This window comes from Gillisia sp. JM1 (assembly GCF_000424645.1).
In the GTDB taxonomy this organism is placed as follows: domain Bacteria; phylum Bacteroidota; class Bacteroidia; order Flavobacteriales; family Flavobacteriaceae; genus Gillisia.
Genome location: NZ_AUKH01000007.1, coordinates 285,239 through 308,078, shown reverse-complemented (window position 1 = coordinate 308,078; position 22,840 = coordinate 285,239). Strand labels below are relative to the sequence as shown.

The 22,840-nt window shown below is 34.5% G+C and carries 22 protein-coding genes; 6 read left to right on the top strand and 16 right to left on the bottom strand.

The features are described from left to right. Positions 1-208 precede the first annotated feature (208 nt). Positions 209-991, top strand: a complete 783-nt coding sequence (locus H033_RS0101390) for an enoyl-CoA hydratase/isomerase family protein (RefSeq protein ID WP_026836730.1) — start codon at positions 209-211, stop codon at positions 989-991. A 704-nt stretch (positions 992-1,695) separates the two neighbouring features. After that, complete coding sequence (locus tag H033_RS0101385) at positions 1,696-2,772, top strand: PA0069 family radical SAM protein (protein WP_026836729.1); 1,077 nt, start codon at positions 1,696-1,698, stop codon at positions 2,770-2,772. Positions 2,773-3,363: 591 nt separating this feature from the next. Here H033_RS0101385 and H033_RS0101380 read toward each other — a convergent pair. After that, positions 3,364-4,443, bottom strand: a complete 1,080-nt coding sequence (locus H033_RS0101380; protein WP_026836728.1) for an endonuclease — start codon at positions 4,441-4,443, stop codon at positions 3,364-3,366. Positions 4,444-4,539: 96 nt separating this feature from the next. Between H033_RS0101380 and H033_RS0101375 the strand changes: the two genes are divergently transcribed. The 3 genes from H033_RS0101375 to H033_RS0101365 all read left to right on the top strand — a co-directional run bounded on the left by H033_RS0101375 (position 4,540) and on the right by H033_RS0101365 (position 9,252). After that, positions 4,540-7,350, top strand: coding sequence for a carboxypeptidase-like regulatory domain-containing protein (locus tag H033_RS0101375; protein ID WP_026836727.1), 2,811 nt, complete (start codon positions 4,540-4,542; stop codon positions 7,348-7,350). A 19-nt stretch (positions 7,351-7,369) separates the two neighbouring features. Next, positions 7,370-8,764 (top strand): DUF5689 domain-containing protein, encoded by a 1,395-nt coding sequence (locus H033_RS0101370; RefSeq protein WP_026836726.1) that lies wholly within the window; start codon positions 7,370-7,372, stop codon positions 8,762-8,764. 77 nt (positions 8,765-8,841) lie between these two features. Then, the gene (locus tag H033_RS0101365; RefSeq protein ID WP_026836725.1) at positions 8,842-9,252 is read left to right on the top strand and encodes a hypothetical protein; all 411 of its coding nucleotides are present in this window, start codon (positions 8,842-8,844) and stop codon (positions 9,250-9,252) included. Between the two features lie 207 nt (positions 9,253-9,459). Here H033_RS0101365 and hflX read toward each other — a convergent pair whose 3' ends face one another. The 13 genes from hflX to H033_RS0101300 form a co-directional block, all read right to left on the bottom strand. Beyond that, positions 9,460-10,689: a GTPase HflX gene (gene hflX, locus H033_RS0101360; RefSeq protein ID WP_026836724.1), complete on the bottom strand. Its 1,230-nt coding sequence runs from the start codon at positions 10,687-10,689 to the stop codon at positions 9,460-9,462. A 502-nt stretch (positions 10,690-11,191) separates the two neighbouring features. Beyond that, positions 11,192-12,091 (bottom strand): DUF3078 domain-containing protein, encoded by a 900-nt coding sequence (locus H033_RS0101355; RefSeq protein ID WP_026836723.1) that lies wholly within the window; start codon positions 12,089-12,091, stop codon positions 11,192-11,194. Positions 12,092-12,096: 5 nt separating this feature from the next. Continuing rightward, entirely contained in the window at positions 12,097-12,609 is a 513-nt protein-coding gene (locus H033_RS0101350) for a DUF2480 family protein (protein WP_026836722.1), read from the bottom strand. A 37-nt stretch (positions 12,610-12,646) separates the two neighbouring features. After that, positions 12,647-12,970 (bottom strand): SUF system Fe-S cluster assembly protein, encoded by a 324-nt coding sequence (locus H033_RS0101345; RefSeq protein WP_026836721.1) that lies wholly within the window; start codon positions 12,968-12,970, stop codon positions 12,647-12,649. A gap of 1 nt (position 12,971) precedes the next feature. After that, on the bottom strand, positions 12,972-13,394 hold the full coding sequence (locus H033_RS0101340; protein ID WP_026836720.1) for a SufE family protein: 423 nt from the start codon (positions 13,392-13,394) through the stop codon (positions 12,972-12,974). Positions 13,395-13,432: 38 nt separating this feature from the next. After that, entirely contained in the window at positions 13,433-13,864 is a 432-nt protein-coding gene (locus H033_RS0101335; RefSeq protein WP_026836719.1) for a hypothetical protein, read from the bottom strand. Between the two features lie 159 nt (positions 13,865-14,023). Beyond that, on the bottom strand, positions 14,024-15,262 hold the full coding sequence (locus tag H033_RS0101330; protein ID WP_026836718.1) for an aminotransferase class V-fold PLP-dependent enzyme: 1,239 nt from the start codon (positions 15,260-15,262) through the stop codon (positions 14,024-14,026). A 170-nt stretch (positions 15,263-15,432) separates the two neighbouring features. After that, complete coding sequence (sufD, locus tag H033_RS0101325; protein ID WP_026836717.1) at positions 15,433-16,749, bottom strand: Fe-S cluster assembly protein SufD; 1,317 nt, start codon at positions 16,747-16,749, stop codon at positions 15,433-15,435. Between the two features lie 183 nt (positions 16,750-16,932). After that, on the bottom strand, positions 16,933-17,037 hold the full coding sequence (locus tag H033_RS22345) for a four helix bundle protein (protein ID WP_316928611.1): 105 nt from the start codon (positions 17,035-17,037) through the stop codon (positions 16,933-16,935). A gap of 204 nt (positions 17,038-17,241) precedes the next feature. Beyond that, positions 17,242-17,994, bottom strand: a complete 753-nt coding sequence (gene sufC / locus H033_RS0101315; protein WP_026836716.1) for a Fe-S cluster assembly ATPase SufC — start codon at positions 17,992-17,994, stop codon at positions 17,242-17,244. A 39-nt stretch (positions 17,995-18,033) separates the two neighbouring features. Continuing rightward, the gene (locus tag H033_RS0101310) at positions 18,034-18,408 is read right to left on the bottom strand and encodes a hypothetical protein (protein ID WP_026836715.1); all 375 of its coding nucleotides are present in this window, start codon (positions 18,406-18,408) and stop codon (positions 18,034-18,036) included. 8 nt (positions 18,409-18,416) lie between these two features. After that, positions 18,417-19,862 carry a Fe-S cluster assembly protein SufB gene (gene sufB, locus H033_RS0101305; protein ID WP_026836714.1) on the bottom strand — a complete coding sequence of 482 codons (1,446 nt, stop codon included), beginning with the start codon at positions 19,860-19,862 and terminating at the stop codon, positions 18,417-18,419. A gap of 218 nt (positions 19,863-20,080) precedes the next feature. Next, a complete protein-coding gene (locus H033_RS0101300) occupies positions 20,081-20,410 on the bottom strand; it encodes a HesB/IscA family protein (RefSeq protein WP_026836713.1) in 330 nt (109 codons plus the stop codon). Positions 20,411-20,654: 244 nt separating this feature from the next. Here H033_RS0101300 and thiL point away from each other — a divergent pair, with 244 nt between their 5' ends. Beyond that, positions 20,655-21,713, top strand: coding sequence for a thiamine-phosphate kinase (gene thiL / locus H033_RS0101295; RefSeq protein ID WP_026836712.1), 1,059 nt, complete (start codon positions 20,655-20,657; stop codon positions 21,711-21,713). Here thiL and H033_RS0101290 read toward each other — a convergent pair. Then, positions 21,710-21,970: a hypothetical protein gene (locus H033_RS0101290; protein ID WP_026836711.1), complete on the bottom strand. Its 261-nt coding sequence runs from the start codon at positions 21,968-21,970 to the stop codon at positions 21,710-21,712. The two genes, thiL and H033_RS0101290, sit on opposite strands and share 4 nt — an antisense overlap. A gap of 71 nt (positions 21,971-22,041) precedes the next feature. Continuing rightward, on the bottom strand, positions 22,042-22,803 hold the full coding sequence (locus tag H033_RS0101285) for an alpha/beta hydrolase (protein ID WP_051227739.1): 762 nt from the start codon (positions 22,801-22,803) through the stop codon (positions 22,042-22,044). Positions 22,804-22,840 lie beyond the last annotated feature (37 nt).

The window sequence follows — 22,840 nt, the reverse complement described above, 5'->3', positions numbered from 1 at the left end:
TTCCGGTAAAAATATTCAAATCGTTATAACTTTATTATTCAGAGGTTTTATAACATTCAAAAGATAGATTATACCCGAATTGAGTATCTTATTGAACGCAAGGTTTCGGTTAGTTATAATTGAGTCTTGTCTCTAGTTTCTTAAAGCGAAGCGATCTTGGATCCTTTTTCTGATAAGAGTATTTAAAAATCTAAAAAACATATACAAGATGAATTTTGAAAATATTTTAGTTGAAAATAATGAAGGAATCCTTCAAATTACAATAGACAGACCCACTAAATTAAATGCATTAAACAAGGCTACTATAGAAGAATTACATGTTGCTTTTGAAGATGCAAAAGAAGATGAAGATGTAAAAGTGATTATTCTAACAGGAAGTGGGGAAAAAGCTTTCGTTGCAGGAGCGGATATTAGTGAGTTTTCGGACTACTCTCCGAAAGAAGGTAAAGCACTTGCTGCTGAAGGTCAGGCTAAGTTATTCGATTTTATAGCTAATTTTTCAAAACCAGTAATTGCAGCAGTAAACGGATTTGCTTTAGGTGGCGGACTTGAACTAGCAATGGCAGCACACTTTAGAATTGCCAGTGATAATGCAAAAATGGGACTTCCTGAAGTTTCTCTTGGTTTAATACCAGGATATGGAGGTACACAAAGATTACCGCAATTAGTTGGAAAAGGACGTGCCATGGAAATGATCATGACCGCCGGAATGATAGATGCCAACCAAGCGTTGCAGTATAATCTGGTAAATCACGTTGTTTCTCAGGAAGAATTACTTGATTTTGCTGAAAAGCTAGCTGGCAAGATCATGCGTAATTCTTTGGTTGCAATTAGCTCTGCTATTAAAGCAGTAAACGCAAATTATGAAACAGGAGTTAATGGTTTTGAAACTGAAATTAATGAATTTGGAAGCTGCTTTGGTACCGCCGATTTTGAAGAGGGAACTTCAGCATTTTTAAACAAGCGTAAAGCAGATTTCCCTGGGAATTAATTACTCGTTGAGGTTTTAATAAACTTTTATTTCCAACGACAAAATTGTTATTCTGAACGAAACCCAATGGAGTGAATAATCTTTAGATTCTGAAACTAGTTACCATTGGTGTGTTGTATAAATTGCTGATTTATAGATAATTGACACGCCTAATTCTATGCAAGTTTTTTAATACGCTTTTTGTTATCATTGAGGTGATTTCAAGAATTTGTAAAATGCTCCCTTTAGTCGATAAAGATTTGTTCAATTTTTAAGATTGTTCATTTTTTTGCGTGTCCAAAAAAACGAACCAAAAAAAGGACACTTTTTTGTAGGTGTTTCTTATTATGCTACCGCATAATAAGAACTGTACTTCCACGACTAAATTTTCTCCAAGCCCGCCTGAACGGACGGGCAGGGCTTCGAAAATTTTACGCCGTGGAAGCACTACACTTGCAAAAAAGAAGTTCTTAAGAAGATAAATTATCTAGAAACAATCATACGTCAAAAACCTACGCTAGATATTTTTTTTGTCACGGGTCCAACATTGACGGAAGTTAAAATTGGTATCGTCACCCTGAACTGGTTTCAGGGTCTCTAATTCGGAGCAACTTAGAAAATGCGTCAAGTAGCTCTAAGTTTTTAAATGAAGACAGAAACTACTTTTAAAAAACAAAAAAATGGAATATTTCCTTTTTAATGGAAATATTCCATCTTTTTGTTTAATGCCTGTAGAGAGAGAATATATAAAAGGAAGGGGAACTCAATTAAATGTATCCAATAAATTTGATGCTCACAGTAATGAGTTGCGTTCAGATTTTTTGAATTATTGCGCGGTGGAAGGTGATGAGGTTACCAATTCTAAAACGGTTCTTATAGATACATTCCCAAAAACCATTGTAAATAAAGTGGTAAGTCCAGATGTTGGAATGGGGTATTCCTTAAATCCATACCAAGGATGTGAACATGGTTGTATCTATTGTTATGCACGAAATTCTCACGAATATTGGGGTTTTAGTGCAGGATTAGATTTTGAACAGAAAATCTTAGTTAAGCGGAATTCAGTAGAACTTCTTGAAAAGAAACTACAAAGTCCAAGATGGAAGGCTGCTCCCATTGTGCTTTCTGGAAATACAGATTGCTATCAGCCAACAGAGAAAAAATTAGAAATTACAAGGCAACTACTTAAAACATTCTTGAAGTTTAAGCATCCGGTTGGGATAATCACTAAAAATTCCTTGGTGCTTCGTGATCTTGATATCTTAAAAGAATTGGCTAAAGATAATTTGGTGCAAGTATATCTTTCTATCACCTCTTTAAATGAAGAAACTCGTAGGCTCCTGGAGCCAAGAACAGCAACTGTCAAAAAAAGATTGGAAACTCTAAACCAATTAGCCTCAAATAATATCCCCGTAAGTGTAATGATGGCACCCATTATTCCGGGAATCAATAGTCATGAGATCCTGCCGCTTGTAAAATCCATTGCTGATAATGGCGCTTTAGGAGTTGGCTATACCATGGTAAGGCTAAATGGAGCAATCGGTGGGATATTTACTGATTGGATCCAGAAAGCAATGCCAGATAGAGCAGATAAAGTAATGCATCAAATTGCAGAATGTCATGGTGAAAATTTGAACGATAGTGAATTTGGAAGGCGGATGAAAGGCTCAGGAAACTTAGCAGAACAGGTTTCTCAACAATTTAAGATCGCCCGAAAGAAGTATTTATCGGGAAGAGAAATGCCAAAGCTCAATTGTGAACTTCATGAACAATACAAAGATGGACAGATGAAGCTATTTTGAAATAAAAATCGAAAATTATCATAAGAATGGAGAGGAGAACGTTAAATTTTGTCAGCAATAAGCTAATTGTTAATAGCTTCAAAACAAGCTTGTATCAGACTATTCTAGGGGGATTGCCTTATATTTAGGCGTATAAAATTCATTTTTAACTTTAAGATTCAATCTATTGATTATCAGTCATTTGAGCAATAATTTTAACTCAATTTTAAGACATTAAATTTGAGCTTCTGTTAAAAACTTTGTTGAAAACGTTTATGGAATTTATGGTTGATTCAATTAGTATAGATTAAATTTATACCATGCTGTAAAGAGTAATCAGCATTGAAAAAAAAATCGAGATCTACGAAATCCCGATTTTTAATATTAGCACTCCATAAATCTATATAAAATGGAAGCTATCTATTTGCTTTTAATTTACATGATCTTAAGAGAATTGTAAATTTTTTAAACTGATCCGTTTGTTCATGCAAGCGGATTTTTTAATTCTCTTATAAAACAAATATAAATATTAATGAATTAGATCAATCATAAAACTTAAAAATGTGTGTTTTAGTTATCAAACGAAAATTGTGAATAACCCAATAATCTTAACTAATCAATTGAATTAACTAAATATATAAACACTGGGAAGTGATCTGAAAACCCTCCGGTGTAACCGCTATAATCATAGCTTCTAAAAGGATATCCACGGAATTGTCCGTTTAGGGTAATCAGATATTGTGAGTTAAAAATTCCGGCCTGGTAAAATTGAAGTCCGCTGCGGCTGCCTAACAATGATTCAGAAACCAAGATCTGGTCGAATAAATTCCAACTATCCCTATAGGCTAAAGAACCTTTTCCTTGCTTGGCTAAATTTTCCATAGGATTGAACATCTCTTGAGCCGCGATGGTTTTACGATTATTGCTTGTTTTTAAAACCTTTTTAAAGCTTTTATTAGTAGGATCATCATTAAAATCACCCATTGTGATGATCTTAGAATAAGGATCTTTTTGATAAATAGAATCTATAATCTGCTTGTTTAAATAGGCTGCTTTTTCCCTTTTATAATTGGATTTTGCTTCCCCACCGCTTCGGGATGGCCAATGGTTCACAATTATATTTATTGCTTCTCCATTTAACTTTCCAGAAACCACTAACTGATCTCTGGTAAAGATTCTCTTTGTAGGGTCATCCAGATCATAAAGCATTAACCTTCTGGACTGGGAATCATCGGGCGTAAATAAAGATTTTTGATATAAAAGAGCGACATCTATGCCACGCATATCTGGAGAATCATAATGTACTATTTGATAATTAAATTTTTCTAAAACTGGATGACCAACCAGATCTACTAGCACCTGCAAATTTTCGACCTCACATAAACCTATAATCGCAGGCGCAGTTTTAGAAGTTTCCACTCCAATTTCAGAGATCACACGGGTAATTTTTTTTATTTTATCCTGATATTTTTCTGGAGTCCAAACATCTTTCCCTAGCGGAGTTCTATCATCATCGAAAATTAAGGGATCATCTTCGGTATCGAAAAGATTTTCAACATTGTAAAAAGCTACGGTGTAAATATTATAATTCTTTCTCTCTTGACCCAAGGAACTAGATGTAACTATAAGAACTGTAATCATTGTAATTACAAGTCTTCTCAAATTTATAATAATAGAAGAAATGTTCCTCATGTTCTATTAAAAGTTAAATTATTAGTGAAAGTACATTTAATTTCAAATTAATTTAATAAAAAGGTTACCTTAATTGCTGAAATTGAGTGATTTATAATGAAAAGCAGAAAGCTTTTATTATTTATGATGCTTCTGGGCATCCTCAAGATTTCTGCTCAAAACACCTCCCTTACAGGTTCCGTAGTGGACGCCTTGTCTAATGATCCTATTGCAGGGGTACGCCTGAAATTGGAGGGAACTGCCTATATAAAAATTTCAGACGCAAATGGTTTTTTTTCTTTCTCTGACAGTTCTTTAGAATCTGCTTCTTATATACTGGAAGTTTCAAAACCCGGATATACGGTATTGAGAATTCCTGTAAATATAAATATTGGTCAGCTTAAACACTTAGGTCAAATTCCATTGCAACCAGATCTTATGAAAGAACAAATTCAGCTGGCAACCATTAGTTTGTCGGAGTCTGAGTTAAGTGAAGATCAAGGAGGAACAGATAATATTGCAGGCTTACTTCATGCGTCTCGAGATGTTTTTCTAAATGCTGCTGCTTTTGATTTCAGTAGTACTTTTTTCAAGCCTAGAGGATTAGGAAGTGAATATGGTACGGTTTCTATAAATGGGTTAGAGATGAATAAATTCTTTGATGGAAAACCACAATGGAGTAATTGGGGCGGACTTAATGACCTTCAACGAAATCAGATTTTTGCAAATGGCTTGATGCCTGGTGAAACTACATTTGGAGGACTGGCCGGAAATACCAATATAATAATGAGAGCATCACAATATAGTAGAAATGCGAAAGTTTCTTATGCTGCTGCAAACAGAAGTTATACAGGGAGGATAATGGCGACATATAGCTCGGGAGAAAAACCTGGTGGTTGGTGGTATGCTTTTGGTCTAGCCAGAAGATTTGCAAAGGAGGCTTATATAGATGGTACTTTATACGATGCTAACTCCTTTTTTATTTCTGTGGAGAAAAAGTTGAATAACGTACATAGTATAAATTTTACTGGATTTTATACTCCGAATATTCGCGGGAAATCTTCGGCAAATACACAGGAGGTTTTTGATCTAAAGGACAGAAAGTATAATTCCTTTTGGGGTGTTCAGGATGATGAAATCAGAAATAGCAGGATCAAAGAAGTAAAAGAGCCTATTTTAATGCTGAATCATTTCTGGAAGCTTTCAGAAAAAATAAAATTAAACAATAATATCGCTTATCAATTTGGTTCAACAGGAAATACTCATTTGGATTTTGGTGGTACTCGGCTAGTAAGTCAAAGTGATGGACAACAAAGTTTTGTTGGTGGTGGGAGCAATCCAGATCCTTCCTATTATCAAAAATTGCCTAGTTATTTTTTAAGATTTTCTAATAATCAGAATTTTGAAGCAGCATATCGTGCTCAAAGAAATTTTCAAGATAACGGACAAATCGATTGGCTAGATTTATATGAAGCAAACAGGTCTTCTCTAAATAATGGCGGAAATGCAATTTATGTGATTGCTGAAGATAAGGTGGAAGATAAGCTGTTAAGTGTAAATTCAATTTTAACGGCAAGTATTAATTCTTTTTTGCTTTTGACTGCCAAACTGAAATATTCCAATTTAAGCAGTGAAAATTATGCTGAAGTAAAAGACCTTCTAGGCGGCACAGGATATTTGGATGTAGATTTCTTTTCTGAAGGCGATAGGGCACAAAGTGATCTTTTAAATCCAAACAGAATTGCCCTTCTGGAAGAAAGATTTAAATATAATTTTAAGTGGAAAGCAACTTCTGCAGAAGCATTTATTAATGCAGTAATTAGAACTCAAAAGTGGGATTCTTATGCAGCGCTCAATTTATCTCAAACAAATTATCAGCGCGAAGGATTGTATAAAAACGGAAATTTTCCGGATAACTCTTTAGGGAAAAGTAAAGCTCTAGAATTTACAGATTACGGAGCGAAAGCTGGGACTGTATGGAAAATTACAGGGAGGCATTTATTGGAAATTAATGTTGCCTATTTAACAAAAGCTCCTGCTCTTAAAAACTCATTTTCTAATTCTAGACAAAACAACAATGTGGTAGATGGAATAAAGAGCGAACATATTTATTCGGCTGATGCAAGTTATATTTTTCGTAGTTCCTTTTTGAAAGCTAGACTTACGGGATATTTCACCCAGATAAATGATGCTACGGAAATATCATTTTATTATGCCGATGGGCTTTCTGGCTTGGGAAGAAATAGCACAACAGCCTTTGTGCAAGAGGTATTAACCGGGATAGATAAACAGCATCTAGGTCTCGAAATGGGAGCCGAGGCACAAGTTACATCCACTTTAAAATTAAAGACGGTAGTTGCGCTAGGGCAATTTATTTATAATAATAACCCAGACCTAAAGCTTACTTCCGACGATTTTATAGAAGCTCAGGATTATGGAGAGTCGAAATTAAAAAATTATAGAATTGCAGGCGGCCCGCAACGAGTTGCCCAAATTGGTTTTGAATATCGAGACCCCGATTATTGGTGGTTTGGCACAACGCTCAATTATTTTTCTCATGCTTTTGCAGATGTTAGCCCGCTTGCTAGAACAAGCAATTTTGCTACAGATTCTGATAACCTGCCCCTTTTAAATTATGATGAGAATATTGCACGAGACCTCTTAAAGCAGGAGCAATTTGATAATTACTTTTTGTTGAATGCTGTAGGTGGGAAATCTTGGAGAGTAAAAGATTACTACATCGGATTTTTTGTGAGCATTAATAATATTTTGGATGAGGTATATAAAACTGGAGGTTTCGAGCAATCTCGAAACGCAAATTTTAGAACCTTAAAAGAAGATAGGGATCGGGAACAACCTGTTTTTGGATCTAAGTATTGGTATGGAACAGGAACTTCCTATTACGGAAATGTATATATAAGATTTTAAAAATTTAAACTGAAAGAAGATGAAGAGAATTAAAATTTTTAATTGGGTTGGACTATTAACTATAGTTTTATTGTTAGAATCTTGTGTGAAAACCGATGATTTTGATGTTCCAATTACAAACGAAGTGGTGGACACATTTAATGGAAATCTAACAAGTATTTCTGCGATCAAAGGAAATTATAATCCTACAACTGCTGAAATTTATACATTTCAGAGTACAGAAACTATTATCGAAGGTTTTGTAATTTCCAGTGATGAAGCCGGGAATTTTTATAAAAAACTAGTACTCCAGGACAAGGCTTCAAATCCTACTTCTGGAATTCAAATTTTATTAGATGAGACTTCTTTATTTGAATCTTATGAATTTGGTAGGAAAGTCTATATAAAATTAGAAGGCCTCAGTTTGTGGTTCAATAATGGGGTTTTTCAACTAGGGATTCAAAATAGAGGAGATGTAGTGGCGATTCCACAATCATTGATAGACGAACATATTATTAGATCTTCCATCACTTCAGAAATTGAACCTGTAAGTCTTGATATTTTAGATTTTTCTGAAGCTTATAGGAACCTTTATATTCGTTTAGAAAATATTCAATTCAACAAAAACTTAATTAGGGAAGGCCAACGCTTTACATTTGCGGCTGAGGTCACTGATAGATTTGATGGAGAACGCCAAATAGAGAGCTGTGAGACAGGAAGCACAAGTTTCTTAAGCACTAGCACCTTTTCAGATTTTAAGTCGTTGTTGTTGCCACAGTTTTCTGGAACTATTGAAGGAGTTTTAACTCGTAACTTTTATGATGATCATTTTGTAGTGATTCTGAATTCTCCAGAAAATTTACAGTTTGAAGAAGACTCCAGATGTGATCCAAATTATTTACAATGTGGAAACAATGAGGCTTTAGGCCCAAAAGTTTTGTTTGAAGAGAATTTTGTTGGCATAAGCAATGAAAACATGCTTGACGGCAGAGGGTGGACAAATATTAATGTAAATGGAGGAAACGAACGATTTGAAGATGGAATCTTAAATAGCGATAGATATATTAGAATATCTGCTTTTAAAACTATTGAAAACCCATTGGAAGCATGGTTAATAACCCCGGGAATTTATCTAAACAATTCAACTAATGAAGTTTTAAGTTTTGATATCAAAGCTTCCTATGATAATGGAATCTTTCTTTCCGTATTAATAACAAACAGTTTTACAGGAAATCCACTTACCACAGAGTGGCAATTATTAGATGCCACTATTCCTATTGGACCCACCAGCCAATTTGGAACAAACTTTAAAAACTCGAAGATCGATATTTCTTGTTTTGAAGGAACTATACATGTGGCTTTCAAATATCTTGGTGCAGCACCAGATAAAACGACTACTTACGATATTGATAACATAAGAGTAACAGGAAATTAAGATTTGTTTTAATTGTTTTTGACTATATTTAAGATAGGTATGCATCCCCTCTTTTTTTATTTTTTATTTTATACTATATGGAAAAAAAATTACTATTGATAGCGATACTGTTATTTGTATATATTACTTCCACTCAGGCTCAGGATCTTTCCGGAAAATGGCGGTGGAATTCAGATAATGGACAGGTGGTTTATTCTCTTACTTTAAACCATATTTCAAAAGACAGAGTAACAGGTGTACATTGTATTCAGAATTTCAAAATAAAAATTACAGAATGTTCTACACCGGAGGAAGAATATACGGTTATTTTAGTGAAAATTACCGAAAATATTTTTAAGGGAAGTATTCTTAGCGGAACAGGAAAAGAAAGGGAAATGCGTGATATCCAAATCCAGTACCTGCCCTTGGAAGATAGAATTATATTTAGCCTCACAACGGTGCCAGAGGAACCATTTCTTATACCGGTGGAGGCGATTTTACAGCGTTAGCAGCGATTTGTATATGATAACATCAAATGGAGACCAAGCCTAGTAAACAGGATCCGTTTTAGAACTTTTTCCTTTAAAATGCCATTTTCTCACCTTAACTCCAAGCCAAATTTCAGCTTCGCACCAGCTCGGTGAGTGGCGTAAGAAACTAAAAAAAACCTGCTACACTATAGATAGCAGGTTTATAAATATAATTTCCGGGAAAAGTTATTCCTCTTCTTGGTCCTCAGTAATGGATTCGTATTCTGGATAAAGCAAGTTGTTATATGGAAATCTGGTAATATGGATCTCTCTTACAGTATCGTAAACTTTCTTCCTGAATTCTTCCATATTGTCTTTGTTCAGTGCTGAAATGAACAATACGTTATCACCCATCCTATTCATCCAGGTGCGTTTCCAATCTTCTAAAGAATAGTGGTCTTGAGTATGTTCTGTAATAAGATCATCTTCTTCTATTTTTTCTTCCACAAAAGCATCGATCTTATTGAAAACCATAATAGTCGGCTTGTTGGTAATCTTTATATCCGCCAAGGTTTGGTTCACAGATTGAATATGATCTTCAAAATTTGGATGTGAAATATCCACAACGTGCAATAAAAGATCGGCTTCCCGAACTTCATCCAGAGTAGATTTGAAGGATTCTACTAACTGTGTAGGCAATTTTCTAATAAAACCTACCGTATCGGTTAGAAGAAAAGGCAAATTTCTGATTACTACTTTTCTTACAGTGGTGTCTAAGGTTGCAAATAATTTGTTTTCAGCAAAGACCTCGCTCTTGCTTATCACATTCATCAAGGTAGATTTCCCCACATTCGTATAACCTACAAGCGCCACGCGAACCATTGCTCCACGGTTTCCACGCTGCACGCCCATTTGCTTATCTATCGTTTCCAATTTCTTTTTAAGCAAGGTGATTTTATCTCTTACAATCCGTCTATCTGTCTCGATCTCTCTTTCCCCAGGACCGCGCATTCCAATACCCCCACGCTGACGTTCCAAGTGAGTCCACATTCCGGCAAGTCTTGGTAATAGATATTGATATTGCGCTAATTCTACCTGAGTTCGTGAATTACTGGTTTGAGCTCTTTGTGCAAAGATGTCTAATATTAGATTCGTTCTATCCAGAATCTTACAATCAAGGATCTTTTCTATGTTTTTTTGTTGTGCAGGTGATAGTTCATCATCAAAAATGGCAGTTCCCACATTGTTAGCTTCAATAAAAACTCTAACATCTTCAATCTTTCCAGTTCCAATAAATGTCTTTGGATTCGGCTTTTCCATTTTCTGGGTAAAACGCTTTAAAACCTCGCCACCAGCAGTATATGTTAGAAATTCAAGTTCATCTAAATATTCATTTAGTTTTTCTTCACTCTGCTGCTGGGTAACAACTCCAATAAGCACAGTTTTCTCGTATGTTAAATCATTCTTTTCTATCATAATTACAAAGTTACACAATAGATTGTAACCGGAATCTTAGAGTAGATTATTCAACAAAAATTTAACTATATGAAAATTTATTTTGAAATCGATTTCATCCTGAGCCTGCTTTAGGATCTAAAGCAATCAGAGTTTAATTTTGTGAGATCCCTCATTGCATTCGGGATGACATTTGTTTAATGTTTTGGTCGAAGTCGAGAAACGCTTTTTTAATGAAAACCACATTTCGACATCCCGATCCCTCGGGAAATGTGACAAGTCTAGCGCCTTTAAACAGAGTTCATTCTGAAGGTAATGTAGTGGATTGAAGAATCTCAATAAAGCAGAATCAATTAACTAGAGATCCCTTCTAGTGTCGTGAAGACATTGATTATATAATTTAATTGGATTCTAAAACCATATTAAACTAAAAGATCCGGAACATTTAATGCTCCGGATCTTTATAATATAACTTCACATCTCGACAGGCTCAATGTGAAAAATTTAATTTGAATGCGGCTTATTAGAATTTGTGATTAATCCCAAGTCCGAACACTTCTCTAATTTGAAATGCACCCACGGTATTATCATCATAAATTGCTTGGAATATTACGTTAGCAGATAGGTTTTTGTTAATGCTCAAATTCACATTCAATAAATAATCTATATCTATATTCCCCGGTTTGTCTAAATAATTAGAATATAGATTTAAGGTATGCTCTGCAGTTACATTTTCTAACAAGAACATTTCAGCATAAACACCAATAGAAGCACCAAATTCAAATCTGGTAGCCTTTCCTTGGTCAACTCCAAAGTAATCTCCATCTACATATCCAGGAACACTTGTAAATTCGTCATCTACAAAAATTAGTCTGGCAGTAGCTGGTGCTATATTTACACTTAAATTCTCATTATATTTCCATAAGAGTCCTGGGCCTGTTTGGAGGTATCCCGGAGATAGGAAATGGGTGGTTTCTGTTCTAATGGTTTCTTCTGTTTCTGTGTCTTCACTAAATTCATAGCCCTTAGCAATTTGCGATCTAAAATTCAAGAAATAAGAATAATACCATTTTGTTTCTTGGATCTGTTTCCCCGCAATAGAATTAAATTCTATTCTGTCACTAGTCTTTCGTACAAACTCATCATCCTTCAATTTGGTTAAACCATAATTTGCAAGAATTCGGTTATCCCAAGTAAAATCTTTCATTCTATAGTTGAAATCGTAATTTAGGGTAAGGTTTCCTGCGATGCTAGAGGTTCCTCCGCCTGTCCATTCTTTATTGAAAGCAGACTGATTTAATAACAATTGCACATTTCCATTTGTAGACCATCCATTAGGTGGTACATCTTGTGTTTTTTTGTCTTGTGCATTTACAGACGAAGCAGTAACAAATACCGCTAAAGCAAGTAATAATTTGTTCATTTTATCTAAGCTTTTTTTTGTTTAAATAAAGGAACAGAAGAACATGCCTCCCCGTACAATATGCTTTTAGCAACAGGTTGTAATTTTTCTATTAATAATAAATATGCATTTTTTGGTACTGGTTTGTGGGAACAACCTTTTACTATAATCGGTTTTCCTTCTAAAGGAGAAACATCCAGATCTTTAATGATTTCGGTATAGATTACGGTTTCTAGTAATTCAAGATCACCTGTAACCACTTTTTTAGCAAAAGGCTGTAAATGTGTAGCTAGTAGCATATATGCCCAAGCTGGTATTATCGCATCTGTAGAACATAGCAAAGCGACATAGGTGTCTTGGTATTTGCTCCAATCATGTGCCAATGCCTTTTCTCTAAAAACAGTTTCACGCAACACTAATCCTTCAAGAAGCCAGTCTTTAATATCGAAGAGCACCCGCTCCCCTTTAGGATAGAAATCTTCCAGATCAAAAGTGACTAGTTTACTATTGGCAACTCTATTAATTATTTCTGTAGACATAGGTTATTTTAAAAATTTCAATTAAAGCTGGAAATTATTAAAGCATTCCAAGTTCCAGTTTTGCTTCTTCACTCATTAGGTCCTGAGTCCAAGGTGGATCGAAAGTGATTTCTACCTCACAGTCCTTTACAGCATCTAAGGTCTTCACTTTATCTTCTACTTCTTTCGGTAAGCTTTCAGCTACCGGGCAATTAGGCGTAGTTAGGGTCATTAAGATCTTTACATCGTAATCTGTATTTACCATTACGTCGTAGATAAGCCCAAGTTCGTAAATATCTACAGGTATCTCTGGATCGTAAATAGATTTTAGAACTCTTACTATTTTTTCGCCTAATTCCTGAGTGTTTATTTCTGTTTCCATTTTAATCTAATTGCGTTTGATATGCGATTGCATACATTTTTAATTGCTTGATCATACTAACTAAGCCATTAGCTCTGGTAGGAGAAAGGTGCTCTTTTAAACCTATTTCATCTATAAACTTATTATCTGCTTCTAAAATAGCTGTAGGATGCTGATTGGAATAGGCACGAATAAGAATAGCTACAATTCCTTTAGTAATTATAGCATCGCTATCTGCACTAAAAGCCAGTTTATCACCATTTAAATCGGCATGTACCCAAACTTTACTTTGGCAGCCTTTAATTAAATTCTCTTCAACTTTATATTTTTCTTCGATCAAAGGCAAGGATTTCCCTAACTCGATCATATATTCATATCGTTGCATCCAGTCGTCGAACATAGAAAACTCATCAACAATTTCTTCCTGTATTTCTTGTATTGTCATACCTGATATTTTATGCAAAAGTACAATAACGAGATTTGCTATTCAACTGTTTCTCCCAATCTTAGTATAGCTTTAACCAATGATTTTAACTCGGAAGGCGGATTGCCATGATCGAAAGAATTTGACCTATAAACCTCGTCTCCCTTCTTAATAGTTAGAATGGCATGTGCGGCACCATCAAAAGTTCTTTTATCACTTGGTGGTTTTAACTTACTGATATTAGGAACATCTATTTCTTCCATTTTTTCCAACAAGTTCTCCCAGTCTTTAGACGTCATTTTTTCTGAAGCCTTAGTTTCGCCACCCATATTTCTAACTACTTTAATATCTTCTTGCGTCAAAGCGTAATTAGTTCGAGAACCACGAGTCATCATTTCATACTTAAAGCTTATTTCATTGTTCTGTTCATTATTTTGGGAACAGGTTTCAGCCATTAGTATGGGGAATAGAAGTAGGAGTATAAGTTTCATAATGGGAGGTTTTAAATGAAATTATTTTAATTGAAGAGTTAAAATACAAAAACTATCAGCTAATTAGAGAACTCCATTGAACATTTTGAAAGGGCCTTTCAAGCACCTAATAAAAAAAGATGTTTAAATGCAATGTTTTTTTTATGATTTATAGCTACGCTACTGAAGCATCATTTTCGCTTTTTTAATAGCGCCAATAAAAAGATCTACTTCTTCAAAAGTGTTGTAGAAAGAGAAACTAGCGCGCACAGTACCTGGAATTTTATAGAAATCCATAATCGGTTGAGCACAATGATGACCTGTACGAAGGGCGATACCTAATTTATCTACTATGGTACCAATGTCATAAGGATGAAGCCCTTCAATATTAAAAGAAATTACGGCAGTCTTCTCTTTTGAAGTGCCATAGATCTTTACTCCTTCAATTTCAAGAAGTTCTTTGGTCGCGTATTCTAGTAATTGATGCTCGTATGCAGCAATGTTTTTAAAACCTATAGCATTCATGTAATCTATCGCTGCGCCAAAAGCAATTCCTCCACAGATATTGGGAGTTCCGGCTTCAAATTTATGAGGAAGCTCTGCATAGGTAGTTTTTTCGAAACTTACTGTAGCAATCATTTCACCACCACCTTGATAAGGAGGTAATTTATTTAGCCATTTTTCTTTTCCGTATAACATTCCAACTCCTGTTGGGCCACATATTTTATGAGCAGAAACCACATAAAAGTCTACATCTAAAGCTTGCAGATCTGCTTTAATATGTGGTGCAGCTTGTGCGCCATCTACTAGAATAGCAGCTCCCACTTTATGGGTAGCTTCAATGATTTCTTCAATAGGGTTGACGGTTCCCAAAGCATTGGATACATGGTTTACAAAAACCATTTTAGTTTTGGCTGAAAGCAATTTGTGAAAAGCGTCCATATCCAGCTCCCCTTCTTGGGTCATTGGAATTACTTTTAAAATGGCGCCGGTTTTTTCACATAACATCTGCCAAGGCACAATATTAGAATGATGTTCTAATGCAGAAACTATTACTTCGTCCCCTTTTTCTAACTCCTGCGCAAATCCATTCGCCACTAAATTAATACTATGCGTGGTTCCAGAAGTAAAGATGATCTCATGGGAATTGGCCACATTAAAATGCTGCTGAATCTTTTTTCTTGCAGATTCATATTTATCTGTCGCTTCCTGAGAAAGACTGTGTACCCCTCTGTGAATATTAGCATTGTAATTGGAATAATAATCTACAATTACATCTATAACTTGCTGGGGTGTTTGTGAAGTCGCTGCATTATCTAAATATACCAAAGGATACCCATTTACTTTCCTTTTCAAGATTGGAAAATCTAAACGGATAGTTTCGATATCTAATGGCAATTTATTGGCAACAGCTTTCATAAGGATTCAATTTTAGTCTTAAGAAATAATAATATAAAGTCTATTCCTAAATCAATAACCGCAGGGCAAGCCTTCAAGGTATGTCCCGGTGATTCAGGAGGAAAACACTTTTAAAAATTCGAGGCATCCCGGTACCTATCGGGACGTGGAATTAAACCCTCAATGAGAGATTAAAGATCGAAACCTAATTTAACTCCTAATTTAAGAGCAATTTGATGCGTAATTCTCTTTTTAATCTCGGGAATTTTCACGCTTTCCAATACATTATTAGCAAAAGCGTACATTAAAAGGGCACGAGCTTCTTTTAACGGAATTCCTCTGGAACGCATATAAAATAAAGATTCATCATCCAATTGTCCAATTGTACATCCATGACTACATTTAACATCATCTGCAAAGATCTCTAATTGAGGCTTCGAATTAATAGTAGCTTTATCATCCAATAAAATATTATTGTTGGACTGGAATGCGTTGATCTTTTGTGCGTCTTTATCTACTAAAACCCTACCATTGAAAACACCTACAGAATTATTAGCGAAGATGCCTTTGTAGTCTTGGTGGCTTTCACAATTAGGTGCAGTATGGTGCACAAGAGTATTATGATCTACATGTTGCTTCCCTTCAATTATAGTAATACCCTTTAAGGTAGATTCAGAACGTTCTCCTTTTTGAATAAAATTCAAATTGTTTCTGGTTAATTTTCCACCGAAAGAAAATGTATGCATAAAGCAATAACTTTCTTCTTTTTGCTCAATAAAAGTATTATCAATTAACGAAGCAGAATCTCTGTCATTCTGGATCTTATAGTAATCTACAATAGCTCTCTTTTCAGCAAAAACTTCTGTTACAGAATTGGTGAAAACAGGATGATCTGTTAAACTCTGGTGTCTTTCTATAATTTGAACCTGAGAATTTTCTCCAACTACAATAAGATTTCTAGGTTGAACCAACAACGCCGATTCATTACCTGTAGAAAAATTGATTATTTGAATTGGCTTTTCTGCCGACTTATTATCGTGAATATGGATAAATGCGCCTTCTTTAGAAAAAGCAGTGTTCAATGCGTTTAACCCACTATTTTTCGGAACTATTTTATTAAAATAATTCTCTATGACCGGTTTATACTTGGACTTGCTTAAAGCCGAAGACATTAGGCAAACATCTATTTTATCGTGTGTAGTTTGCGATAAATGAGATGAGTAAATCCCGTCTATAAAGATCAATTTATAAGAATCGATATCGTGAATAAGATATTTTTTAATATCCTTATAGTCTATAGCATCTTCCTTTTTAGGGAATACGCTATAATCATATTTCAATACCGAATTTAGAGAAGTGTATTTCCAGGCTTCATCTTTTTTAGATGGAAAACCCAAAGTTTCAAATTCCTTAATGGCATCGCTTCTTAATTGATGTATATCTGTATCCACATCAAAAGCTTCTTCAAAAGCCATAAAGGAGGATACTAATTTATCTTTTAATTCCATTGTGCGCGTATCTAGTTTTCTGCCCGAAGGCAGGTTTCAAGTTTCAAGTTTTAAACTTTACACCTTGAAAATCTTTTTTATTTGAATATGATATGAAACTGCCAATTTTTTTACTCAGCTTTTCATAATCATTTTTTAAGCTCAATAATGTTCTTTATCAATATATTTAGAATCATAGACTCTCTATAGCTGAGATCTAACATCTACAGCGGAACCTTTTGCTATAGATAGAAATTGTCTAAACTCCAAGTTTCCATCTCTTTCAAAATCTTCAGCAATCTTGTCCATTACAGAACCCGAAGCAGTTTTTATTTGATCTCTTAAAATCTAATTTTAAATCGATTGACTTGGAAATTATAATTATCTCCTTTAATAAATCACGAGCCTCATTCCAAATCTCTAAATCTTCAAAATTTTTAATGGTAGCCATGACCTCATAAATTTATGCCGATTTAAGCTTTAATAACCTCAAACCTGGAAAATAAAAGTCTATTAAACCGTTTTCTCTGGTTTTACCCAGTCGTAACCTCTTTCTTCCAATTCGTAAGCCAACTCTTTATTACCAGATTTCACGATTTTTCCATCTACCATTACATGAACAAAATCTGGAACTATATAATCTAATAATCGCTGGTAATGCGTGATCAATAAAACTGCATTATCCTCGCTTCTCAATTTATTTACACCATTGGCAACAACTTTAAGAGCATCGATATCCAATCCAGAATCTGTTTCATCTAAGATCGCTAACTTAGGATTTAACATTGCCATCTGGAAGATCTCATTTCTCTTTTTCTCCCCACCAGAAAATCCTTGGTTTAGAGAACGAGATAAGAATTTACGGTCTATTTCTAATGCTTCAGATTTATCACGTATCATCTTCAAAAGATCTTTAGCAGGCATATCTCCCAATCCTTGAGCTTTTCTATGTGCATTGAGAGATGCTTTCATGAAATTTGTTACTGAAACTCCTGGGATCTCTACTGGATACTGAAAAGACAAGAAAACACCTTTATGAGCTCTTTCTTCAGGATCTAATTCTGCAAGATCTTCTCCTTCAAACAAGATCTCACCACCTGTCATTGTAAATTCTTCCTTTCCAGCAATTACAGAAGCTAATGTACTCTTTCCAGAACCATTAGGTCCCATAATTGCATGTACTTCTCCTGGATTAATTTCTAGATTAATTCCTTTAAGGATTTCTTTATCCTCTATGCTGGCCTTTAAATTCTTTATTTTAAGCATGTGTTTATTATATTTTACCGAAAAAATCGGATAAATTATTTATTCATTTTCTATAATGGGTTTCGCCATTATATCCACCACTTCGGTTATCTCAATTAATTTTGAATAGCCGGTAGCTTGTACATTATCTTTAACCTGTCCTTTAACTTTTATTGTAACAATGCTGTTTTCACTTTTTTTGAAAGCATTTAAGCTATCTGTTAGTTTGAAAGCAACAGAATCCATTTTCACTTGATAAACGAATTTATCGCCTTTTAAAACTGCCATTTTTCCAACAGAAATAAAATCGCCTTGATATACCTGAATACTGTCCATTACTTTTTCAGTAATCTCCATTTCTGGTTGCTTTTCAGGCTCATTATCACATGCAACGGCAATTAAAATAACGATTATTAAAAGTAGAAACTTCTTCATTCTTCGATTTATCCAACAGATCCCTCAAGGGATATTTCCAATAATTTTTGTGCCTCTACTGCAAATTCCATTGGTAAGTTGTTCAATACTTCTTTACTGAAACCATTCACGATAAGTGCAATTGCTTTCTCTGTTTCTATACCTCTTTGATTGCAATAAAAAATTTGATCTTCTCCAATTTTACTGGTAGTTGCTTCATGCTCTACTTGAGCAGTTTTGTTTTTCACTTCAATATATGGGAAGGTATGCGCTCCACAATCATTTCCCATTAAAAGGGAATCACATTGGGAGAAATTTCGAGCATTGTCTGCCCTACTATTTATCTGAACCAATCCTCGATAAGAATTCTGAGATTTCCCAGCAGAAATACCTTTCGAGATAATGGTGCTTTTAGTATTCTTCCCTAAATGGATCATTTTAGTTCCAGTATCTGCTTGCTGATAATTGTTGGTTACAGCAATAGAATAAAACTCACCTATAGAATTATCGCCTTTTAGGATACATGATGGGTATTTCCAGGTAACCGCAGATCCAGTTTCAACTTGTGTCCATGAGATCTTTGCGTTTTTCTCGCAAATTCCACGTTTGGTCACAAAATTATAAACTCCACCTTTTCCTTCTTTATTACCAGGAAACCAGTTTTGAACTGTAGAATATTTTATCTCTGCATCGTCCAAAGCAATAAGCTCCACAACCGCAGCGTGTAACTGATTCTCATCTCTAGAAGGAGCAGTACAGCCTTCTAGGTAACTTACATAACTACCTTCATCTGCAACTAAAAGAGTTCTTTCAAATTGCCCGGTATTAGCTTGATTTATTCTGAAATAAGTAGAAAGTTCCATTGGACATTTTACGCCTTTTGGAATATAACAGAAAGAACCATCACTAAATACAGCTGAATTCAAAGCTGCATAAAAATTATCTTTCTGTGGAACCACAGTCCCAAGGTATTTTTTTACGAGTTCTGGATGTTCTTTAATCGCATCAGAAATACTCATAAAAATAATTCCCTTTTCTCCCAAGGTTTTTTTGAAAGTTGTAGCAACCGAAACTGAATCTACTACAATATCCATTGCAACGTTGTTCATCTTCTTTTGCTCATCTACAGAGATCCCTAATTTTTTGTACATCGCCAATAGATCTGGATCTACATCGTCTAATGTTTTATTTGGGTCTACCGTTTGTGGTGCCGAGTAATAGGAGATAGCCTGAAAATCTGGTTTCGTATAATGTACATTTGCCCATTCTGGCTCTGTCATTTCTTGCCAAATTCTAAATGCATCCAATCTCCAATTGGTCATCCATTCCGGCTCGTCTTTTTTCTTGGAAATAGCCCTAACAATATCCTCATTTAAACCAATAGGGAATGTTTCCGATTTTAGATCGGTATAAAAGCCATACTCATACTCTTTGGTTTCAAGCTCCTTCTTTAAATCATCTTCAGTATATGCCATATTTTGAAATTCAAAATTCTTAATTCAAAGTTTAATATTATTTAAACTCACTTCCTTTATAGTCACTTTGTTATAAGTAACTCATAAAGCCTCCAATTTGTTTGCTAAGCATGATTAAACTCTTGTGCGCGTTGTCAAATTCTTCTTGCGTAATAAAATTTTATTAAGAATCTATATAAAAATCTTAATACAAATCTATCTTGATTTAAAATTTTATATTATAATGAAAAACTTTCACCACATCCACAAGTTCGTTCTGCGTTTGGGTTATTAAACACAAAACCCTTGCCGTTTAGTCCGCCAGAATATTCAAGAATTGTTCCTGCCAGATATAAAACACTTTTTTTGTCAATAACAATTTTCACATCATTATCTGTAAAAAGTTTATCGTCGTCTAGTTGGGATTTATCAAACTTCAATTCATAAGATAAACCTGAGCAACCTCCACTTTTCACACCTACGCGCACAAAATCAATTGTAGCATTATAACCTTCATCGGTCATAAGCATTGATATCCTTTTTTTTGCGTCTTCGCTTACCTTTATCATACTTAAAAGATTAGTACTAATTTGATGCAAATATACTACAAAACAAGCGGTTTACCATAGCTGCGGGATATGTTTTAAGAATAGAGATATAGACAAGTCTAATGAGGTTGTTCCATGTTTTTAACTCAGTAAATCCATTATAAGTTAGCTTGCTTTACATTATCTTAAAATCACAAATGCTATTAAAACCCTGATTTTTGAGAGAATATTCAGTTATTTTGCACATTCTAAAATTTAAACGATCATGATAGAAGATAGTCAACAAAGTAGAACAAAACTTTCAGAATTAGGGGAATTCGGTTTGATAGACCTTTTAACCAAAAATCTTGATAGTAAATTACCATCAACTATCAAGGGAATTGGAGATGACGCTGCTGTTTTAAATTTTGAAGGAAAGCAAACTATCCTTACTACAGATTTGTTGGTAGAAGGTGTGCATTTTGATCTAGCTTATATGCCTTTGAGGCATTTAGGATATAAAGCAGTGATGGTAAATTTGTCTGATGTTTATGCCATGAACGGCGTGGCAACTCAAATTACTGTTGGAATTGCTTGCTCAAATCGTTTCCCTGTAGAAGCTCTAGAAGAGTTGTATTCTGGAATAGAACTAGCTGCTAAATTATATGATATAGATGTTGTTGGGGGTGATACCACATCATCTACAAAAGGGCTTTTAATTAGTATTACCGCAATAGGGGTTGCAGATAAAGAGGATGTAGTTTATAGAAACGGCGCAAAACCAAATGATCTTTTAGTAGTAACTGGAGATCTAGGGGCGGCCTATATGGGCTTGCAGATCTTAGAGCGTGAGAAAGAGGTTTTCAAGGTGAATCCAAATTCACAGCCAGATCTTGATGCCTACACCTATTTAATTGAAAGACAGTTGAAGCCAGAAGCTCGAAAAGATATTTCAGGCTTACTTAAATCTTTAGAAGTAAAACCTACTTCTATGATCGATATAAGTGATGGATTATCTTCTGAAATTATGCATTTATGTAAAAATTCTAAAACGGGAGTTAATCTGTTTGAAGATAAAATTCCATTGGATCCAACTGTAATTGCAGTTTGTGAGGAATTTGAAATAGATAGCACCACAATTGCATTAAGTGGTGGTGAAGATTACGAATTACTTTTCACAGTTTCGCAAACCGATTTTGAAAAGATCAAGGCGAATCCTAATTTTTCAATAATAGGTCATATGACAGAAGAAAATGAAGGAATGCATTTAATAACTAGAGACAATACCAAGATTCCTTTAATAGCTAAAGGTTGGAATGCGATGGAAAAGGATGCGGAAGATTAAGAGGCTTTTGCAAACTGACGCTGTCTTCTCCTACTTCTTCTTTTATAAAAATTAGCTAAAAATTTATTGGTCTCTTTAAATTTCGGGGTTAATTTTGCCAGTAAGCCATTTGCGGTATCTGTCATTTCCACTCTACACTTAGCGCATTGATATTCATGAATATGATCTGTAACATTTTTAGACACTTTTAATTTATGTCCGAAGATGCTGCAATATGCTTCAGCGAACGAAAATATTTTCGGGGATTTTGATTTCATATAAGCTATTTTTCTTGTTTGCAAATTTAAAAGTATTAAAAAAAAGTTAATTAATTGACATAAATCATCTTTTAATCGATGAAATGCATAAATTTTTCTAATTCACCTTTGTTTTCTATAAAGGATAAGTGCCCACCAGAAAGGGGTAGAAAGATACAGTTTGTTTTATCTGCAACTATTTCAATATCAGTAAAGTTAAGTATAGAATCATTAACTCCGGCGACTATATATTTTGGGCCGTTATAAAGAGTTAATGTTGAAGTTTCGTCTGTACGAATTTTCATACCTCTCAAAGCTGCTATAATTCCTTCTTCTGAAAAGCTTAAAGCCTCTTTTTTTAATTTTTTCAACTCTTCGGGAAATAATTCCCTGTTTTCCACACTCAGTAAATTGGAGATTGCCATACTTATATAAGAGTTTTTGCTCTTTCTTACAATCTTAATAGCACGATCTCTATTCTTTCTGCGTTCCTCATTATCGGATTCTGGTGTAGAATTCAGAAGCACAAGTCCTTTGGTCATTGTAGGGAATTTTTTACAGAATGCCAAACTTACATAACCACCCATAGAATGCCCAATTAAGGTAACTTCCTCAACTTCAATTTTCTGTAATATATTATATACCGCCTCTGCCATCAAATCCATGCTTTGAGTCTCTTCAAAATTCCCTGATTTTCCATGTCCGGGAAGATCTATGGTGATCACTTGTCTTTTTTCTGAGAGCTTGTCAATAAAGGGATCCCAAATAGAACTGCTCTCTAAAAAGCCATGTAAAAGAACTAAGGGATTTCCTGCTCCCTTAGAACTGTAAAAGAGTGGGGTATTTTTATACATTTGTATCATTTCCACAATATATTATAATAATTTAATT

Bases quoted from the DNA above. Each gene is read 5' to 3' on its own strand.
- H033_RS0101390 (WP_026836730.1), top strand. From the start codon at position 209: ATGAATTTTGAAAATATTTTAGTTGAAAATAATGAAGGAATCCTTCAA.
- H033_RS0101385 (WP_026836729.1), top strand. From the start codon at position 1,696: ATGCCTGTAGAGAGAGAATATATAAAAGGAAGGGGAACTCAATTAAAT.
- H033_RS0101380 (WP_026836728.1), bottom strand. From the start codon at position 4,443: ATGAGGAACATTTCTTCTATTATTATAAATTTGAGAAGACTTGTAATT.
- H033_RS0101375 (WP_026836727.1), top strand. From the start codon at position 4,540: ATGAAAAGCAGAAAGCTTTTATTATTTATGATGCTTCTGGGCATCCTC.
- H033_RS0101370 (WP_026836726.1), top strand. From the start codon at position 7,370: ATGAAGAGAATTAAAATTTTTAATTGGGTTGGACTATTAACTATAGTT.
- H033_RS0101365 (WP_026836725.1), top strand. From the start codon at position 8,842: ATGGAAAAAAAATTACTATTGATAGCGATACTGTTATTTGTATATATT.
- hflX (WP_026836724.1), bottom strand. From the start codon at position 10,689: ATGATAGAAAAGAATGATTTAACATACGAGAAAACTGTGCTTATTGGA.
- H033_RS0101355 (WP_026836723.1), bottom strand. From the start codon at position 12,091: ATGAACAAATTATTACTTGCTTTAGCGGTATTTGTTACTGCTTCGTCT.
- H033_RS0101350 (WP_026836722.1), bottom strand. From the start codon at position 12,609: ATGTCTACAGAAATAATTAATAGAGTTGCCAATAGTAAACTAGTCACT.
- H033_RS0101345 (WP_026836721.1), bottom strand. From the start codon at position 12,970: ATGGAAACAGAAATAAACACTCAGGAATTAGGCGAAAAAATAGTAAGA.
- H033_RS0101340 (WP_026836720.1), bottom strand. From the start codon at position 13,394: ATGACAATACAAGAAATACAGGAAGAAATTGTTGATGAGTTTTCTATG.
- H033_RS0101335 (WP_026836719.1), bottom strand. From the start codon at position 13,864: ATGAAACTTATACTCCTACTTCTATTCCCCATACTAATGGCTGAAACC.
- H033_RS0101330 (WP_026836718.1), bottom strand. From the start codon at position 15,262: ATGAAAGCTGTTGCCAATAAATTGCCATTAGATATCGAAACTATCCGT.
- sufD (WP_026836717.1), bottom strand. From the start codon at position 16,749: ATGGAATTAAAAGATAAATTAGTATCCTCCTTTATGGCTTTTGAAGAA.
- H033_RS22345 (WP_316928611.1), bottom strand. From the start codon at position 17,037: ATGGACAAGATTGCTGAAGATTTTGAAAGAGATGGAAACTTGGAGTTT.
- sufC (WP_026836716.1), bottom strand. From the start codon at position 17,994: ATGCTTAAAATAAAGAATTTAAAGGCCAGCATAGAGGATAAAGAAATC.
- H033_RS0101310 (WP_026836715.1), bottom strand. From the start codon at position 18,408: ATGAAGAAGTTTCTACTTTTAATAATCGTTATTTTAATTGCCGTTGCA.
- sufB (WP_026836714.1), bottom strand. From the start codon at position 19,862: ATGGCATATACTGAAGATGATTTAAAGAAGGAGCTTGAAACCAAAGAG.
- H033_RS0101300 (WP_026836713.1), bottom strand. From the start codon at position 20,410: ATGATAAAGGTAAGCGAAGACGCAAAAAAAAGGATATCAATGCTTATG.
- thiL (WP_026836712.1), top strand. From the start codon at position 20,655: ATGATAGAAGATAGTCAACAAAGTAGAACAAAACTTTCAGAATTAGGG.
- H033_RS0101290 (WP_026836711.1), bottom strand. From the start codon at position 21,970: ATGAAATCAAAATCCCCGAAAATATTTTCGTTCGCTGAAGCATATTGC.
- H033_RS0101285 (WP_051227739.1), bottom strand. From the start codon at position 22,803: ATGTATAAAAATACCCCACTCTTTTACAGTTCTAAGGGAGCAGGAAAT.